Here is an 18,867-nt window from a genome sequence, read left to right as displayed (position 1 = left end):
GGGGAGTTTGTCATTCTAAAAAGGTTTTTTAGTTATTATAAACCGTATCGGACACTTTTTATCATTGATTTTGGTTGTGCTGTTTTAGCTGCGATTTTAGAGCTTGCATTTCCGGTCGCTGTAAATCACGTGATTGATACATTACTTCCAGGAAAAGATTTTGGGCTAATTATTACTGCAGCACTAGCCTTGTTATTCTTTTACATACTCAATACTTTTATGCAGTACATTGTCACTTATTTTGGCCATATGCTAGGTCTTAACATAGAAACAGATATGCGCAGAGATTTATTCAGTCATTTGCAAAAGCAACCATTTGGCTTTTATGATAATCAAAAGACAGGGAAATTGATGTCGCGAATGACGACCGATTTATTTGAAATTGGCGAAGTGGCGCATCATGGTCCGGAAGATATTTTCATTTCAATTATGTCGCTATTTGGCGCATTTTTCCTAATGCTAAACATTAACGTCAAGCTGGCGATTTCTACATTTATTTTAGTCCCAATTTTGACAGTGTTAATTGTTTATTTCAACAAACGAATGACCAAAGTAACGACCGGGATTTTTAAAGATTTAGGGAATTTTAACGCTGGAGTGGAAAATGCAATCAGTGGCGTTCGGGTTGTTCAGGCATTTGCCAATGAACCGCATGAAAAAGGTCGTTTTGCAGTTTTAAATCAAGCGTACCGCAAATCTAAACTCATGTTTTATAAAGTGATGGGGCTTAGTTTTTCATTTAACTATTTTCTTATGCGATTAATTAGTTTATTTGCTTTGTTATTTGGGGCATACTTTACGATTAATGGCGAGATTTCATACGGTGAATTTGTTGGCTTTATTTTACTAACGAACGTTTTCATCCGACCAATTGAGAAAATCAATAATGTTATCGAAAGTTATCCGAAAGGGTTCGCGGGCTTTAAACGTTTCCTTGAAGTGATGGATACGGAGCCCGCAATTCAAGATGAAAAAGATGCTAAACCGGCTTCAGCTTTCCGCGGTGACATTGAATATAAAGATGTTTCTTTTGAATACAGCGACGGAAAAAATGTCTTAAGTCATATTAACCTTTCGATTAAAGCTGGCGAAACAGTCGCATTTGTTGGACCAAGTGGTGCTGGGAAAACGACGATTTGTAATTTACTGCCACGTTTTTATGATGTCTCAGATGGTGAAATTACTATTGATACCGAAAATATTAAACATTTCACTTTGCCATCCTTACGAGCGCAAATCGGCGTAGTGCAACAAGATGTCTTTTTATTTTCCGGTACTGTTCGTGAAAATATCGCTTACGGAAAATTAGATGCTAGTAATGAAGAAATTGAGCATGTCGTAAAACTAGCGCATCTTTCTAAAGTGGTGGAAGAGATGCCAGACGGTCTAGATACTATTATTGGTGAACGCGGGGTAAAACTTTCTGGCGGACAAAAACAACGGTTAGCAATCGCGCGAATGTTTCTAAAAAACCCACCAATTTTAATTTTGGATGAGGCAACTTCCGCACTGGATACTGAAACAGAACAAGTAATTCAAGCTTCATTAGAAGAATTAGCAGAAGGTCGGACTACTTTAATAATCGCACATAGGCTTGCAACGATTAAGCATGCTGACCGAATTATCGTTGTAAATGAAACCGGCATTGCAGAAACTGGAACACATGATGAACTGTTAGCGAAAGAAAACGGCGCATATAAACGATTATATGATGCACAATTTAATACGATTTAAGAAAAAGGGATTCCAACTTGGAATCCTTTTTTTATAATTGCGGACGAGTCCTTTTATAGAGAATAAAAATGGCAACAGTTATCAAAATGACGCCCATAACGGCGGGAGCAGCGTGACCAAGAGTGATATAAATTTGACCACCGATAATAGGTCCAATGATACGCGCGAGAGATTGAATCGCTTGGCTGCCACCTTGAATTCGCCCTTGTTCACTGGCGCTTGCCGATTTCGAAACCATGCCATTGAAAGCGGGGCCGAAAATCGAATCACCAAACCCAAAAACAAACATTCCAATGACTAGCAGCTGAGGAAGGATAAAAATCGAGGAGGCCGCAATAAGCGCATATCCAACAATTTCAGCAATCATCCCGAGAATAGCAATTTGTTTATCACTAAGCCTAAGTAGCAGTTTAGGCATAACAAAGGCTTGTGAAAGAATATCTTGAACCCCCATAATTGAAAACATTAAACCAATTAAAGCTGGTTTCCAACTAAAATTATCAATGGCAAATTGAGACATAACTGCTTGAAGTGAGCCATTTGGAATCCAAATCAAGAATGCCGCAATAAGTAAGCGACCTAAATGTTTAATTGTCAAGATATTAAGGAGTTGCGAGAAAGGATTAAGTCGTATAAGCGGAATCCGTTTTAAGCGATTTTCCTCTTTTAAAGTTTCAGGCATGTAAAAATAGCCAAACACCAAGTTAATAAAAGTAATAGCCGCCCCAAAGAAAAACGGCATCGCATATCCAAAATGAGCTATTACGCCGCCAAAAGCAGGACCAAGCGCCGCACCCGCACCCGCCGCGGCACTGACCCAGCCAAAGTATTTCGTACGCTGTTCTTCGGGCGTGATGTCAGCAAAGAAAGCGAATAGCGTGCTAATACTACCGCCAGTGATTCCTTCAATAATCCGCCCAAGAAAGAGCACCCAAAGCGCCCCGCCAAGCCCGAAAACAAAGTAGCCAATTACCGAACCGATAAAACAGATTAGTAACACCGGACGTCTGCCGAACCGATCACTTAAAGCTCCAAGTCCAGGTGCAGCGAAGAACACGCAAAGGGCATAAACAGATGTTAATAGCGTCACCATAAGCGCTTGTTCACTAGAATTACTTACATATGGTGCAACTAGAAAAGGAACTACAGGCATAATGATACTGAAGCCCATTCCACAAAGAAAAACAGATATAAGACCAAAAAGTAAGGTTTTTGTATTAATGAAAGATTTAGTTGAAGACATGTGATTCTCCTATCGAAATATAATTAGTGTCCTAGGAAACATAAATAGCTTAACTCCTTTTTGTTTCCTTGTCAACAAAAATAAAACGATAAAAAACAGCCTAACTAATAAAAGCGAGACTGTTACTAAGTTTATTCTGATTTCCTATCTAAAATTTTCTTCATTTCAACATCTAAATGACGGCTATATTTATCCACAAATTGTAAAACTTCCTCATATTGTTTATCAGAAACATCTTCAAAAACAACTTTATCCCGGTCCAGAAACTCTTGATGTAAATTATCATGCACTTGGTTGATTTCTGCTCCTTTGGTTGTTAATCGAAAATAGATTTCTTTCTTATTTTCAGGTTTTTGATAACTTTCAATATATCCTTTATCCATTAACTTTTTAGTGATTTTACTAATCGCGCTTTTTGTCATATAGAAAGCTTCCGCGAGTTTAGTTACGTTTGGATCCTCGTTTTTAGCAATAAATTCAATGCAGTGAACTTCGGAAGGTTTGTATCCCTCAAGCGCTTTTTCCATTTTCACTTTGTTAATCCATGCGAGTTTGTTAAATAAATCTCTAACGTTTGCCATGACTTGTTCGTTTTTATCCATGCCATGCCCTCCTAAGTTATCTCTCTGGTTGTAGTATAGTTGTTTTTTGTGTCCGTTTCAACTATTTTTTGCCTTTATTCGCTAAAATAGGAAGTTGGAAGCGCTATTTGTTAAGAGTGTGTAAATTCTCCATGTTATCAATATTATTTCACTGTTAAGATTTGTTATACTTAACACATAGATTGATTGGAAGGGGCTGAAATGATTGGAGATTTACCGCAAAAGCGCGGCAGATACATTTAAACAACTAGAAGCAACAGAACAAGGCTTAACAACTAGTGAGGTTACAAAACGACAAGAAAAATACGGTTTTAACGAACTGAAGAATAAAAAGAAAGATCCACTTTGGAAGCTTTTTCTCGAAACGTTTAAAGATCCAATGGTTATCGTTTTAGTCATAGCTGCCTTGGTGCAGTTGGTTTTAGGTGAAGTAGTTGAATCACTTATTATCTTTTTAGTACTTATTGTCAACTCAATTATTAGCGTAGTTCAGACGAGGAAAGCAGAAAGTTCACTCGATGCTTTACGGGAAATGTCTGCGCCAGTCGCCAAAGTTATTCGCGATGGCTCTAAACAAAGCATTCATGCGCGCGAACTCGTCCCAGGCGATGTAGTTATTTTAGATGCAGGCGATTTTGTCCCAGCAGACGGCCGCTTATTCGAAAGTGGTTCTTTAAAAATCGATGAAGGCATGCTCACTGGGGAATCCGAAGCAGTAGAAAAATATATTGATACTATTTCTGATGAAGTAGGCCTTGGAGACCGTGTGAATATGGTGTTCAGTGGCTCCCTCGTTGTTTATGGTCGCGGGATGTTTGTTGTAACAGGCACTGCTAGCGAAACGGAAATCGGCAAAATCGCAGGACTACTTGAAACAGCAGAAGCAAAACAAACACCACTACAACGAAAACTTGAATCATTTAGTAAAAAATTAGGAATTGGTATTTTAGCACTCTGTGTACTTATTTTTGCAGTTGAGGCTGGTCGCGTATTACTCGGCGACAATTCAGCGGATATGGCAACAGCGATTTTAAATGCCTTTATGTTTGCCGTGGCCGTAGCTGTAGCAGCGATTCCAGAAGCACTTTCTTCTATTGTAACGATTGTACTTGCCGTCGGAACAAACAAAATGGCGAAACAACATGCGATTATTAGAAAGCTCCCAGCTGTTGAAACACTAGGCTCCACAAGTGTTATTTGTACCGATAAAACAGGTACATTAACCCAAAATAAAATGACTGTTGTCGATTACTTTTTACCAGATGGAACAAAGGAAAATTTCCCGGATAGTCCAGAAAACTGGTCAGAAGGGGAGCGTCGTTTAATTCATATTGCGGTACTTTGTAATGACTCAAATATTAACAGTGAAGGTAAAGAACTAGGCGACCCTACCGAAGTAGCGCTAATTGCCTTTAGTAATAAAAATAATCAAGACTACAATGAAATTCGCGAAAAATTCATCCGTGAAGGCGAAATTCCATTTGATTCAGATCGTAAGTTAATGTCTACGCTTCACACCTTTAATGAAAACAAAGCAATGCTAACAAAAGGCGGACCAGATGTGATGTTCGCGCGCTGTAGTTACGTTTTCCTTGACGGTGAAGAAAAGCCGATGACAGAAGAAATTTTAACGAAACTAAAAGAAACAAATGAAGAATTTTCAAATCAGGCGCTCCGGGTCCTTGCTTACGGCTACAAACGGATGCCTGCTGATACAACTGAATTAAAATTAGAAGACGAACAAGACATCGTACTAGTTGGCTTAACCGCAATGATTGATCCGCCTCGTGAAGCTGTTTATGCATCGATTGAAGAGTCGAAAAAAGCAGGTATCCGCACCGTAATGATTACTGGTGACCATAAAACAACCGCACAAGCAATCGGACGTGATATTGGTTTAATGGATGCAGATGACATCGCTTTAACTGGTCAAGAACTCGACGCTATGCCAGAAGAAGAACTTGATAAAAAACTAGAACATATCGCTGTTTACGCCCGTGTTTCTCCAGAAAACAAAATCCGTATCGTCAAAGCTTGGCAGAAAAAAGGTAAAATAACGGCAATGACCGGAGACGGTGTCAATGATGCGCCCGCTTTAAAACAAGCCGATATTGGTGTCGCAATGGGTAGCGGAACTGACGTTGCCAAAGACTCTGCCGCGATGATTTTAACCGATGATAATTTCGTTTCAATTGTGGATGCAGTCGGTGTAGGTAGAACGGTTTTTGATAATATTAAGAAATCCATCTCCTACTTATTTGCAGGAAATTTAGGCGCAATTATTGCGATTTTATTTGCACTAGTGCTTGACTGGATTAACCCGTTCACAGCACTACAATTACTATTTATTAACTTAGTCAATGACTCCTTACCAGCAATCGCATTAGGTATGGAAAAAGCAGAACCTGACGTGATGAAACGCAAACCGAGAGATATTAATGAAGGTATTTTTGCCGGCGGAACGATGCGTGCCGTTATTAGCCGCGGTGTATTAATCGGTATCGCTGTTATCATCTCACAATATATCGGTATGCAAATTTCACCAGAGATGAGTGTCGCGATGGCATTTACTACCCTTATCTTAGCGCGTACACTACAAACATTCGCAGCTCGCTCAAACGTTCAAACCGCATTTGGCGCAGGATTTTTCAGCAACAAATACGTCATCGGCGCAGTATTACTTTGTTTCGTCCTATACGGAATTACAGTATTACCAGGAGCTCGCGAAATCTTCTCTATCCCAGCAACATTTGGTTTACACGAATGGTCGATTGCAGCAGGATTGGCACTTGCGGCAGTTGTGATGATGGAGATTATAAAAGTAGTTCAGAATAAGTTTTTTAAATAATTCATATAAACACAGAAATTCCTTGAATAACTAAGGGTTTCTGTGTTTTTTTCTTCATATTTGGAAAGAAATCGGTGAATAACAAGTATATAAAATAGATAAATTTCTTATAGAAATCCATCTAATAGAAGTACTAAACGATCAATATAACACTAATATGCCTGTTTTAGGATTATATTAAAAACTTTAAAAGATGGCTCTATCATGGGGTTTTAATGGTTTTTTTACTTCTATAAGAGTGTCTCATTTGCTAAATATGTCTAAAATATGTCTGAAATCGTGTTTTTATATGACGAACTTTTGTATGAAATGGCAATATTTACTATTTATTTTAAAAACTCATCCTAGTCATGTGTACATATGGCGTTCCTTGTATGTATTATATTAAATGAAATGCGAGGACACACTATTTCACAGCTATAAAATATACTTGGAGGAGCGAACTCTTATATGATGAAAGTAACTAAAGCAAGACATTATTTAGTGCTGTTAATGGCATTTTTCCTAGTATTAGGACAATTAAATTTAACAGCCCTTAATGTGTTTGCAAAAGAAAATGGAAATGACGAGCTAACTTATGAAGTTCAGTCTAAATTGGCAGAAGACAAAAAATCAGCTGATTTAACCATTAAAGTAACACCAAAAAGCGATCAGGTAAAAATCTTAACTATTGAAACACCTGATGGAGAGAAGAAAGAAGGCCAAGAAGTAAGCTATAAAGCCGAAAAAAATGGTACAACTAATTTCTTAATTAACTATCAAAATACAAGCGAAGAAAAAGCAGAAACTAAAACATATACTGCTTCTTATGAAGTATCTGACATTGTTTCTGACGATGAAGCAAATAAAGATTCTAAAACAGAGAAGGTAACTGAAAAAGAAGATGCTAACATTCAATCTCCTTCTAATAATAAAAATATAAAATCACTTAAATCTGGACAAACAACAGTGGAACTAAACATACCAGATTATAACAAAACAGCATGGGCGAACGGTGATATTAAAGAAGTAACTGCGACAGTTAACTTTGGCGACAATACTTCTACTGGCAAAAAAGTAAATTTCACTTTACCAGATGGAATGCGTTTTGTTTCTTTGCCAGTGCCGAGTAACTATCAGGCTGGTACGAATGTGGATAAAGATATTTTGAGTCATTTAGGAGCAAGTGATCCACTAGGAATAGCCATTACTTCGGTGAAAGTACCTGATAAAGAAACAACATATAATAAAGCTACGTATGGAACAGTAAGTTATGAGCTAAGTCCAGGAACTGAAAAAGCGAGCTTTACTTTTTCTGTACGGGTAGATGCAGCTAAATATTACGGACCAGTTGACTTAGCAGATCAAGTAAAAACAGAAGTATACAAAGGAGAGGCAAGTACACCTGTTGCTTCTGCAGAACAAGCAATTCGTGCGGAAGGAAACAAAGTTGTAGGATATGCTAACCAAGATCATGTAAAAACAATGTTTCGAACTTGGTATAATAATAAAAGACTATCAGAAGTCCTTGCAAGTACAGATACAACGGACTCTTATAACTATACAAAATCTTACTCTGTCGTGAATGGATTGAATAGTATAGACAGCCGTGGAGCAGCAACTTACAATGCTAAAAATATCGAGGTAACGCTTTATTACCCAGAAGGTATGGAGTTTGTAGATATTGTAAATAATGATGGAACAGTTCAAAAGGAAGATTCTAACTTAACTATTACTAATTACCCAAGTGAAAATAAGGTAGTAGTTAATCGTAAGCAATTAAACCATAATCCCGTAAGTAATTCTGTTTATGGAGTCAAATATAAAGTACCTAAAGGAACGCCTGCAGGAACATATAGCACAGCAAAAGTACCACATGCAGTTATCACAACATATGATGGAGAAGTATTTGAATCAGATGCACTGACAACTGATCCTAACGATTTAACAACTTTAGCTCCTCTAGATACTTGTACAGTTGTTGATACTACCGAAAATAAATTGAGTTTAAAGACAGGAAATGGTCAACTCAATCCAGATAACGAAACTTGGGCTGGTAGCATCCAAATCAATAATAAAGATAGTGCTGGTGTGAAAAAAAATCAAATGTATCAAATTAAATTTGATCCTAACTGGGAAGCTTATATGGTTAATATTCCTTTTGATAGCACCATTTCAGGAAACAAAATCAGTGAAGTACAGTATAAAACAAATTTAAACGACGCTTTTCGAACATTTGAAGGGGCGCTTACTAAAACTAATAACCAAATGTATCGACTAGATGCAAAAGCAGTTGGACTTGAAGATGGGGAATATTTCACAGAAGTAAAAGCAAATGTGGGAGATTTTGCGCCTGGATATCAGAATACAGCAGCTTCGGCCACTTATCGTTGGGACTCCACTACTTCTTACGGTAAACTCAAGCCGGGCATTACATCTGTCCAATTTGAAGGCGCAATTTGGGACGCAGATGATGAAGCTAACACGAAAACATCTGGCATATCAACTTATAAAGTTTCAAGTGCAGAAAGTACAGCAGCAAATGGTACTGCAGCTTTCTATAATAAAGCTGGTACAAAGGTGAAAACAGCAAGTGCAGGAGAAACTATCAACACAAAAGCTATATTAGCGTTATTTGATTATCCTTATGGAACAAGAACGGTCCTCAATGATCCGGAAGTTTATTTACGTGCTATAGAAGGTACAACAATTCAACCTTCTTCTATTAAACTGACTGATCAGGATGGGAAAGATGTTAATTTCACAGTTGAACAAGAAACGGCAAATAATGGAGACAAAGTATACCTCTTAAAAACAACGGATGTATCAGTGGGAGTATATGTCGGCTATCCTACTAAACATAAATTTCTAAATGTCAGTTACGATACAACGTTTGATGTAACTTTAGATAAAAGCATTAATATGGATGCACAGGAGGTCATTGCATGGGGTGGCCCAAATGTTACTCCGGCAATTTCTACTAATTCTTTTTCAGATGTAGGGCTAGATGTAAATAAAAATGGCAGGGACAATGAAAGATTACTTTCTGTCAATAGTAGTACTTTAAGTATTCCAAAACAAGATACAGTTGCTGTAGAAACCTTCTTAAGCGTGGCTGGAGAAGGAGCTAAAGCTGCCTATGTAGAAGGAGAAGACAGTACGGTTTCCTACTTCACACCAGGAACGGATGCGGACTACACAGTTAAAATTACGAATGCTTCTAACGGAGAAGCAAGTGAATTTGAGCTTTATATCCCAATTCCAAAAACTGGTCAAGACTTCGGATCTAAATTCCAAAGTGAACCTTTCAAGTGGGATATGAAACTAAGTGGAGCACTACCTGTTAGTTCAGATCAACAAGACCAATTCGACATTAGTTATGCAACAAATGCAACAGAAAACAATTACGATTCTACCAGCATATACTCAAATACAGTTTCTGACTATGAAAAAGTAAATATGGTCCGAATCAAAGTTAAAACGAAAATTAATGCAGGTGAAACACAAACCTTCAAAGTACCACTTAAAGTAGATGAAACATTTGATTCAGCAACAGAAGGCAACAAAATTGGTGAACGTGATATCTACAACCCGTATTACCGTGTAATTACTAATACGTTCGCTGGTTCATTATCTGGAACAAAAGTAGGTGCTGAATTAGTAATTGGCGAAGTAGCCGGTATGTTATTTAATGATAAAGATGTTAATGGTTTGTATGAAAAAGATAAAGGCGATGAACCTTTAGCGAATGAAACAGTTGAGTTGTACAAATGGAATGAATCCACATCTGTTTATCAACCTGCCAAAGTAGGAGACAAAAATGTAACTGCCACAACAGATAGCAACGGTAAATACAGTTTTGATTACAATGATGGCGTTGGTTATGGTAATTATGCAGTGAAATTCCCAGACAAAGCTGGCTATCAATATACGTTGAAAAATATTGGTAAAGATATTTCACTAGATAGTGATGTTCCATACAGCGGAGCAGACAAAGGTTGGGTGAAACAAATCGATCCAACGCAACCAAGCTCACAATACGCAAATGCAGGTTATTACGCTTATAATCCTACACAAGATTTAAAAGTTAACCTAAATGAAAAACGAGTGCAAATGGGTCGCAATTTAGAAATCACATTACCAAAAGTAGCTTCAACAACTGGACAAGCTGCCGAAGATACTATTGAACCAAGCTTCTTTAAAAATATTAAAGCAACAACAAATGGTTACAAATGGACTGTTGCAGATACAAAAGTGGCAACAGTACAAACATTAGCAGATGGTTCAGCAGCTGTAGTTGGCGTTTCCACAAATGATAAAACGATTGATGTAACGGATTTAACGATTACAATTCAAGATATTTTTGGAACAGAACAAAGCTCCAAAGCTCCACTATATGTTACTGGAACTGAGGGAACAGTTGCGCAACAAGACGGTTATACCATGGGTGCGACTGACTTTTCGATGGAGTACAAAGAAGCCACTGATTTAACGAAAGCACAGGCACTAACTCTCGCAAAAACAGCAGCCTTTGAAGAGGTAAAAGACGGTGTTAATTCAAGTGCCGAAGATCGTTTAGACTTAGTACAAGTGAACCAAACACAACTTAATGCAATAAAAAATGGCTCTAATCAAGGTGGCGTGTATCCATTAACTTACACGATAACTAAAGATAGCAAAACAGTCTCAGTCACTATTCAAGTAACTGTAGCGGAAGATTTAACAGCAGTGAACGCACATGATTCTACTATTTATGTAGGAGACACATGGGAAGCGAAAGACAACTTTGATAGTGCAGCAAATAAAGAAGGCGAAACTAATGTAGCGTTTAGCGATGTGACAGTTACAGGAACTGTAAACACTGCAGTAGCTGGTTCGTATCCAGTAACTTACACATATAATGGTGTCTCTAAAAAAATTAATGTTACTGTCAAAGCTAAATTAACCGCAGTGAACGCGCATGATTCCACGATTTATACAGGTGACACATGGAATGCGGGAGACAACTTTGATAGTGCGCTTAATAAAGATGGTAATTCCGTCGCTTTTGCTGATATAACAGTGGCAGGAAATGTTAATACAAATGAAGCTGGTACTAATACCATCACTTATAGCTACGATGGCGTTTCGAAAACTATTACAGTTACTGTTTTAGAAAATAAAGAAGGTATCAGTGCTCATGACTCTACTATTTATGTAGGAGATGCATGGGATGCTAAAGATAACTTCGATAGTGCTTTTGACAAAGATGGTAACGCGGTTGACCTAGAAGATGTTACAGTCACAGAAAAACCAACCGTTGATACAGCTAAAGCAGGTGCTTACGAAGTCACTTACAAGTATGGCAAAGTATCGAAAAAAATCACTTTAACTGTGAAAGCTAAATTAACAGCAGTGAACGCGCATGATTCCGCGATTTATGTAGGAGATGCGTGGAATGCAGAAGATAACTTTGACAGTGCGCTTGATAAAAATGGCAATTCCGTCGCTTTTGCTGATATCGAAGTTAAAGGAACTGTTGATACAGACAAAGCTGGAACATATCCAGTAACGTACACATATGACGGTGTCTCAAAAACAATTAATATCCAAGTAAAAGACATCTTAACAGCAGTGAACGCGCATGATTCTGAAATCTATGTGGGAGATAGCTGGGATGCCAAAGATAATTTTGACAGTGCACAAGATAAAGATGGAAATACAGTAGATTGGCAAAATATCAACGTTTCAGAAAATCCGACTGTTGATTTAGAAACAGTTGGTGTTTACCAAGTGACTTATAGTTATGGTGGTGTTTCGAAAACAATTAATCTCACTGTAAGTCCAAGGAAAACAAGTTTAGAAGTGCATGACTCCACAATTTATACAGGAGATAAATGGAAAGCAGAAGACAACTTCGATAACGCTACAAATAAAAAAGGCGACCAAATTTCTTTTGAAGATGTAACTGTAACCGGTCAAGTTGATTCTAAAACAGCAGGCGCATATGAAGTAAGCTATATCTATGATGGAGTGAAAAAAGTAGCCCATATTACTGTGATCCAAAACCAAGCTCAAATCACTGTAAAAGATAGCGTTATCCCACATGGAGAAAAATGGGAAGCAGAAGCTAATTTTATAGGTGCGACAAACCGAGATGGTGTAGCAATTCCTTTCTCCAAAATCCAAGTAGATGGTAAAGTAGATGTAAATAAAGCTGGTATCTACAAAGTGATTTACACGTATGATCCAAATGAAGGAACTGCAGATGCAGGGAAGGAACAACTTTCTGTTACAGCTAACATTCAAGTAAAAGCAGAAAATGTAAAACCTGTTGACCCATCAGACCCAACAGGACCTACAAATCCAGTAAAACCATCAGTAGAAAAAACACCATTAAAAGTAGTTGATAACAAGCAACATACAACAACATATGAAGCAGCAAAACCATTACCAAAAACAGGTGACCAAACAAACACTTGGGTAATCTGGACAGGCATGAGCTTACTTGTTCTAAGCATGCTCTTGTTGGTAATGAGAGGTAGAAAGAAATTAAGAAGGAAAAACTAATAAAAGATAGTAAGAATAAAAATACCGACCAGTTTTCTCTGGTCGGTATTTTTTACTATTAGACATAATAGATTTGTTATAGTGTTTTACTAATTTTAAGAACTGTACAAAAAGACTGTTAAAATATAGCTATGAATTACTTTTATCAAAGATAGAAATCATGTTTAAAAGACAATTGGAATGACTCATGTCAAGCACTGCAAAACTATTTCTGCTGGGAATTTGAACATTATAAAAGCTAAAAAATCGACAAATTTAGCTTGTTAATTCAGTACAACCACCAAACCAAAACCCCTACAGTCCAAACCATCGCAAGCGGAACTAAAATCCGAAACTTCGGCTTTTGCGTTTTATGGTGAAACAACTGCATCGACATCCAACTACCAAAGGCACCACCAAGAAATGCAGAGAGCAGTAGTACCGACTCAGGTATCCGGTATGCGTGTTTAATTGCTTTCCGTTTATCAACAGCGAATAATAGAAAAGAAATAAGTGTTATCGCGATTAAATATATCGTTAAAATCATCTGGAAATCCCCCTTTATTGCTAAAACTAACTTTATTGATTAGAATAAAAGCATACCACAAAAGAAAGCAGGGATAAAATGGCAAAAGAAATTATTCAAACCTCGTCAGCCCCAAAAGCACTCGGACCATATTCACAAGCTGTAAAAGTGAATGGACTTATTTTCACATCAGGTCAACTTGGTATTAACCCAGCAACTGGAGAATTAGCAAAAGGCGCAACAAAACAAGCTGAGCAAGCTTTTAAAAATTTAGCAGCCGTACTAGAAGAAGCTGGTTCTGGACTAGACAAAATCATTAAAGCGACCGTTTTCTTCAAAGATTTAAATGATTTTACAGCTGTGAATGAAGTATACGCTACTTTCTTTTCCAGCGATTTCCCAGCGAGAAGTGCTTTCCAAGTAGCCAAGTTACCGCTTGATGCTGACATTGAAATCGAAGTTATCGCAGAAGCATAAATATTCAGAAATAAATTTGACAATTACAAGAAGTAAACGATATAATAAGAACCAATTACATAGTAACTTATCAAGAAAGGTGGAGGGTTCTGGCCCAGTGAAGCCTTGGCAACCGGACTTTTCACGGTGCCAAATCCAGCAGTATCACTGACAGATAAGGCACGCGAAACAGGTAAATCACTCTTTCCCTTAAAAGCTGTCTTTTGGGGGAAAGTTTTTTTGTACATAAAAATAACTAGAATTGAGGAGAAGAAAATGAATCAAGTGGCACCATTTTATGCAGATCATGTTGGAAGTATTTTGCGGACAAAGGCAATTAAAGAGGCACGCGAGAAATTCCAAAGTGGCGAAATTACAACTCAAGAATTACGTGAAATTGAAAATGAAGAAATCAAGTACATTGTTGAAAAACAAAAAGAAGTGGGTTTAAAAGCAATTACTGATGGCGAATTTCGCCGCGCTTGGTGGCATTTTGATTTCTTAGAGAATTTGGATGGGGTAGAAGGATACGATGCGGCGGGAGGCATTCAATTTAGCAAAGTCCAAACAAAATCTCATTCGGTGAAAATTACAGGTCCAATTGATTTCACGACGCATCCATTTATAGAAGATTTTATTTTCCTAAAAGAAGCCGTTGGTGAAAATCATGTAGCAAAACAAACGATTCCAAGTCCGGCGATGCTTCATTATCGTGGTGACATGGAGTATCAGCCATATATAGACGATGCTGATAAATTTGTGGCTGATTTAGCGGCTGCTTATCAAAAAGCGATTCAAGCCTTTTATGATGCCGGTTGTCGTTATTTACAATTAGATGATACATCGTGGAGCTATTTATGCTCTGATGAACAGCGTGAAGTCGTGCGTGAGCGAGGTTTTGACCCCGATACACTGCAAGAAACATATAAAACGCTTATCAATGAATCTATCAAGTATAAACCAGCAGATATGGTTATTACGATGCACATTTGTCGTGGGAATTTCCGCTCTACATGGATAGCAGAAGGCGGTTATGGACCAGTTGCAGAAACATTATTTGGCAAACTAAATATCGATGGTTTCTTTTTAGAATATGATAATGAACGTTCTGGAGATTTTTCACCACTAAAATATGTAGCGCGCCCAGATTTGAAAATCGTTCTCGGCTTAATCACCTCTAAAACAGGGGATTTAGAAGATGAAACGGCAATCAAAGCACGAATTAAAGAAGCGAGTGAGATTGTGCCGCTAAACCAATTATGCCTTAGCCCACAGTGCGGATTCGCCTCTACAGAAGAAGGCAATATTTTAAGTGAAGAAGAGCAATGGAACAAATTACGTTACGTCGTCAAAATCGCAGAAGACGTTTGGGGAAAATAACGAATAAGAAGAACTGGCCTAGGCTAGTTCTTTTTTCGTCTTTACAAAAACAGCAAGTAGGAATAGAATAGATGTTCTAGAAGGAGGGGAAGCCCTTTGGATGACAAATTACAAACCAAATTAACCTTATTACCTGAATCACCAGGTTGCTATATTTATAGAGATGAAAATAACGAAATACTTTATATTGGCAAATCTAAATGTTTAAAAAACCGTGTAAAGTCTTATTTTCATAGTAAACAAATCGGTAAAACAGCAAGACTTGTAAGACAAATTCGTGATTTAGAACTAATTATCACTACTTCCGAAAAAGAGGCACTACTTCTCGAGATGATTTTAATTCAAAAATATCAACCTCCTTTCAATATCCAGTTAAAAGAAGGAACGAGTTATCCCTATATTAAAATCACGAATGAGAAAAATCCGCATATCGAAGTTGTATTTGAAGTGAAACAAGATGGCGCGCACTACTTCGGCCCATATCCTGGTCGGTTTTCAGCAAGGCAAACGGTAGAACTTATTGAAAAATTATATCCGCTTTGTAGATGTGACGGAAAGCCGGGACGTCCGTGTTTGTACTATCATTTAGGACTTTGTCTAGGACCTTGCCAAGCGGAAATTGAACCGGCTGTATATAAAAAACAAATTCAAAAAATTAGTCGTTTTCTTGAAGGCGATGTTAAAGGCGTGAAGGGGAAGCTCACTAAAGACATGGAAGCAGCCACCGAAAAACTGGAATTCGAAAGAGCTGCTGAACTACGCGATAAAATCCATGCTATTAATGAAACCATCGAAAAACAACATATTATTTTCCCCGGACTAAAAAATCGGGATATTATCGGCTGTTATGAACAAGATAATCATTTAAGTGTTTTCGTTTTCTTCGTCCGAAATGGTGCAATCAACGGTAGTAAATGGCATGTATTTCCAATCGAAAATTCGCTTCAAGAAGACTTAGCCAATTTTATCAACCAATTTTACGAAGACCCAAATAACATCCAACCAAAAGAGTTGCTAATCGCAGAAAAAATCGATAAAATTACTTTGAAAGAGCCGCTCCGTAAGGCTTCTTCCTTCCCGCAAAAAGGTGGAAAGAAGAAACAGCTTAATTTAGCTATCGAAAACGCTAAGAGCACGTATGCCGCATATGCTAAGATGAAAGAATACGATTTTGAAAACCAATTGAAAAACAGTTAGAAGCTAGCTTTCACTGATTAGCTTCTTTGTTTTGCTGTATTGAAAATCTTATCATAAATAACTATGGTCAATAATCTAGCCTTATGGTAAAATCTTACGAGTACGGAAAAAAATTAATGCTACATAAAATAATTAATTATAGCTAAACACATATAGAGGGAGGACACAATATGAAGAAATTTTCACGCTTCATACTAACAATGGCAGTTGCATGTGTTGCCATGTTCATTTTCACAGGAAACGGGTTAAATGCAAAAGCCGCAGAAGAAACATACTTGATTGGTACAGATACTACTTTTGCACCTTTCGAATTTGAAAAAGATGGGAAACATGTCGGGATTGACATGGACATTCTTAAAGCCATTGCCAAAGATCAAAATTTTAAATATGAAATTAAAGCAATGGGATTCAATGCAGCCGTTCAAGCACTTGAAGCTAATCAAGTAGACGGCGTAATCGCTGGAATGAGTATTACAGACGAACGGAAACAAAAATTCGATTTCTCTGATCCGTACTTTGACTCTGGCGTTGTTATGGGAATCCTGAAAGATAACGACGAAATCAAGAATTATGATGATTTAAAAGGCAAAAAAGTAGCCGTTAAAACAGGTACAGAAGGTTACGCTTTTGCTGAAAAAATAAAAGATAAATACGGTTTTGATATTGTTGTATTTGATGATTCAGCACAAATGTATGATGATGTTAAAACAAGAAATTCAGTTGCATGTTTTGATGATTATCCAGTACTCGCTTATGGCGTGCAAACAGGAAACGGCTTAAAAATCGTTACTGAAAAAGAAAAAGGGAATTCATATGGTTTTGCCGTTAATAAAGGCCAAAATCAAGAACTTTTAAAGAAATTCAATGACGGCCTTGTTAATATTAAAGCTAGCGGCGAATACGATAAAATCCTTGAAACTTATTTAGGAAAAGACGCTGTTAAAGAAAATACTACTGAAAAAGGCTTCATGGGTATTATTAAATCTTCCTGGCCAGCACTTTTAGCTGGAATGTGGTTGACTATTCGTCTAGCCGTTGTTTCATTAATTATTGCCTTCATTATCGGTATTACATTTGGCTTTATGAAAGTGAGCAATAGTAAAATTCTACGTGGGATTGCAACAGTTTATGTAGATATTTTCCGTGGAACACCATTAATTGTTCAAGCATTCTTCTTCTACTTTGGTATTCCAGCAGCGCTCGACTTTAGGATGCCAGTATTCTTGGCAGGGGTCATTGCGCTAAGCTTAAATGCCGGTGCTTATATGGTCGAAATTGTACGTGGCGGGATTCAATCTGTCGACAAAGGACAAATGGAAGCAGCAAGAAGTCTTGGCTTACCACATAAAAAAGCAATGATGAAAGTCGTTCTACCACAAGCAATTCGGATGATGATTCCATCCTTTATCAACCAGTTCGTTATCACTTTGAAAGATACGTCGATCATGTCGGCAATTGGGCTCGTCGAATTAACACAATCTGGTAAAATTATTATGGCGCGTACGTTTGAAAGTACATGGACTTGGCTTATCATTGGAATTATGTACTTAATCGTCATTACCATTTTAACGAAAGTGTCCGATCGTTTGGAAAGGAGATTACGAAATGACTAAACTTAAAGTAACAGGTCTTAAAAAAAGTTTTGGCGCGAATGAAGTGCTAAAAGGCATTGATATAGAAGTAAAAGAAGGCGAAGTAGTTTGCGTAATCGGGCCATCTGGTTCTGGTAAAAGTACCTTTCTTCGTTGCATGAATAACTTAGAGGAAATAACAGCTGGTGAAGTTGTTGTAGACGATTTTAATATTACAGATAAAAAAGTAGATATTAATAAAGTTCGCGAAAACATCGGTATGGTTTTTCAACATTTTAATTTATTCCCGCATCTTTCTGTTTTAGAAAATATTACTTTAGCTCCTGTAGAACTGAAAAAAATGGATAAAGAAGCAGCGAAAAGTAACGCGCTTCGTTTACTTGAGCAAGTTGGGCTAAAAGAAAAAGCAGACGAGTTTCCAAATCAACTATCTGGTGGACAAAAACAACGGGTTGCGATTGCCAGAGCTCTTGCAATGGACCCAGATATTATGTTATTTGACGAACCAACCTCCGCACTTGACCCTGAAATGGTCGGGGAAGTTCTTGGAGTAATGAAAGAGCTAGCTAAAGATGGAATGACAATGATGATTGTTACCCACGAAATGGGCTTTGCTCGCGAAGTTGGCGACCGTGTTATCTTTATGGATGGCGGTTATATCGTGGAAGAAGGAAAGCCAGCTGATATTTTTGACAACCCTACAAACGAAAGAACAATTAGTTTCTTAGACAAAGTTTTATAATAAAAAAGCAATATGCCTGTATTATTCAGGCATATTGCTT

11 protein-coding genes and 1 riboswitch are annotated in these 18,867 nt (G+C 37.5%); of the genes, 8 read left to right on the top strand and 3 right to left on the bottom strand.

The window, feature by feature from the left end; all coding sequences use genetic code 11:
• Window positions 1–12 precede the first annotated feature (12 nt).
• Window positions 13–1,734 (top strand): ABC transporter ATP-binding protein, encoded by a 1,722-nt coding sequence (locus OC533_RS04195; protein ID WP_052690324.1) that lies wholly within the window; start codon window positions 13–15, stop codon window positions 1,732–1,734.
• Between the two features lie 31 nt (window positions 1,735–1,765).
• Here OC533_RS04195 and OC533_RS04190 read toward each other — a convergent pair whose 3' ends face one another.
• On the bottom strand, window positions 1,766–2,977 hold the full coding sequence (locus tag OC533_RS04190) for an MFS transporter (RefSeq protein WP_194323314.1): 1,212 nt from the start codon (window positions 2,975–2,977) through the stop codon (window positions 1,766–1,768).
• A 131-nt stretch (window positions 2,978–3,108) separates the two neighbouring features.
• The gene (locus OC533_RS04185; RefSeq protein ID WP_160464064.1) at window positions 3,109–3,579 is read right to left on the bottom strand and encodes a MarR family transcriptional regulator; all 471 of its coding nucleotides are present in this window, start codon (window positions 3,577–3,579) and stop codon (window positions 3,109–3,111) included.
• A gap of 205 nt (window positions 3,580–3,784) precedes the next feature.
• On the opposite strand from OC533_RS04185, the gene OC533_RS04180 reads away from it, so the two are divergent.
• Entirely contained in the window at window positions 3,785–6,427 is a 2,643-nt protein-coding gene (locus OC533_RS04180) for a calcium-transporting ATPase (RefSeq protein WP_160464063.1), read from the top strand.
• 450 nt (window positions 6,428–6,877) lie between these two features.
• Entirely contained in the window at window positions 6,878–12,955 is a 6,078-nt protein-coding gene (locus OC533_RS04175) for a bacterial Ig-like domain-containing protein (RefSeq protein ID WP_194323315.1), read from the top strand.
• 268 nt (window positions 12,956–13,223) lie between these two features.
• Here OC533_RS04175 and OC533_RS04170 read toward each other — a convergent pair whose 3' ends face one another.
• The gene (locus OC533_RS04170) at window positions 13,224–13,481 is read right to left on the bottom strand and encodes a DUF1294 domain-containing protein (RefSeq protein ID WP_003761210.1); all 258 of its coding nucleotides are present in this window, start codon (window positions 13,479–13,481) and stop codon (window positions 13,224–13,226) included.
• A gap of 78 nt (window positions 13,482–13,559) precedes the next feature.
• Between OC533_RS04170 and OC533_RS04165 the strand changes: the two genes are divergently transcribed.
• The 5 genes from OC533_RS04165 to OC533_RS04145 all read left to right on the top strand — a co-directional run bounded on the left by OC533_RS04165 (window position 13,560) and on the right by OC533_RS04145 (window position 18,827).
• Window positions 13,560–13,937 carry a RidA family protein gene (locus tag OC533_RS04165; protein ID WP_194323316.1) on the top strand — a complete coding sequence of 126 codons (378 nt, stop codon included), beginning with the start codon at window positions 13,560–13,562 and terminating at the stop codon, window positions 13,935–13,937.
• 64 nt (window positions 13,938–14,001) lie between these two features.
• Window positions 14,002–14,098: riboswitch (SAM riboswitch) on the top strand.
• 94 nt (window positions 14,099–14,192) lie between these two features.
• Window positions 14,193–15,296, top strand: a complete 1,104-nt coding sequence (locus OC533_RS04160; RefSeq protein ID WP_033838225.1) for a 5-methyltetrahydropteroyltriglutamate--homocysteine S-methyltransferase — start codon at window positions 14,193–14,195, stop codon at window positions 15,294–15,296.
• A 96-nt stretch (window positions 15,297–15,392) separates the two neighbouring features.
• The gene (gene uvrC / locus OC533_RS04155) at window positions 15,393–16,493 is read left to right on the top strand and encodes an excinuclease ABC subunit UvrC (RefSeq protein ID WP_003771054.1); all 1,101 of its coding nucleotides are present in this window, start codon (window positions 15,393–15,395) and stop codon (window positions 16,491–16,493) included.
• Window positions 16,494–16,663: 170 nt separating this feature from the next.
• Window positions 16,664–18,106, top strand: coding sequence for an amino acid ABC transporter substrate-binding protein/permease (locus tag OC533_RS04150; RefSeq protein ID WP_185561159.1), 1,443 nt, complete (start codon window positions 16,664–16,666; stop codon window positions 18,104–18,106).
• Complete coding sequence (locus OC533_RS04145) at window positions 18,099–18,827, top strand: amino acid ABC transporter ATP-binding protein (RefSeq protein WP_003771056.1); 729 nt, start codon at window positions 18,099–18,101, stop codon at window positions 18,825–18,827. Before OC533_RS04150 ends, OC533_RS04145 begins: the two co-directional genes overlap by 8 nt.
• The last annotated feature ends 40 nt before the right edge of the window (window positions 18,828–18,867 follow it).

This window comes from Listeria sp. Marseille-Q6474 (assembly GCF_946902005.1).
Taxonomy (GTDB): domain Bacteria; phylum Bacillota; class Bacilli; order Lactobacillales; family Listeriaceae; genus Listeria; species Listeria innocua.
This window is presented reverse-complemented; position numbering and strand designations above follow the sequence as displayed.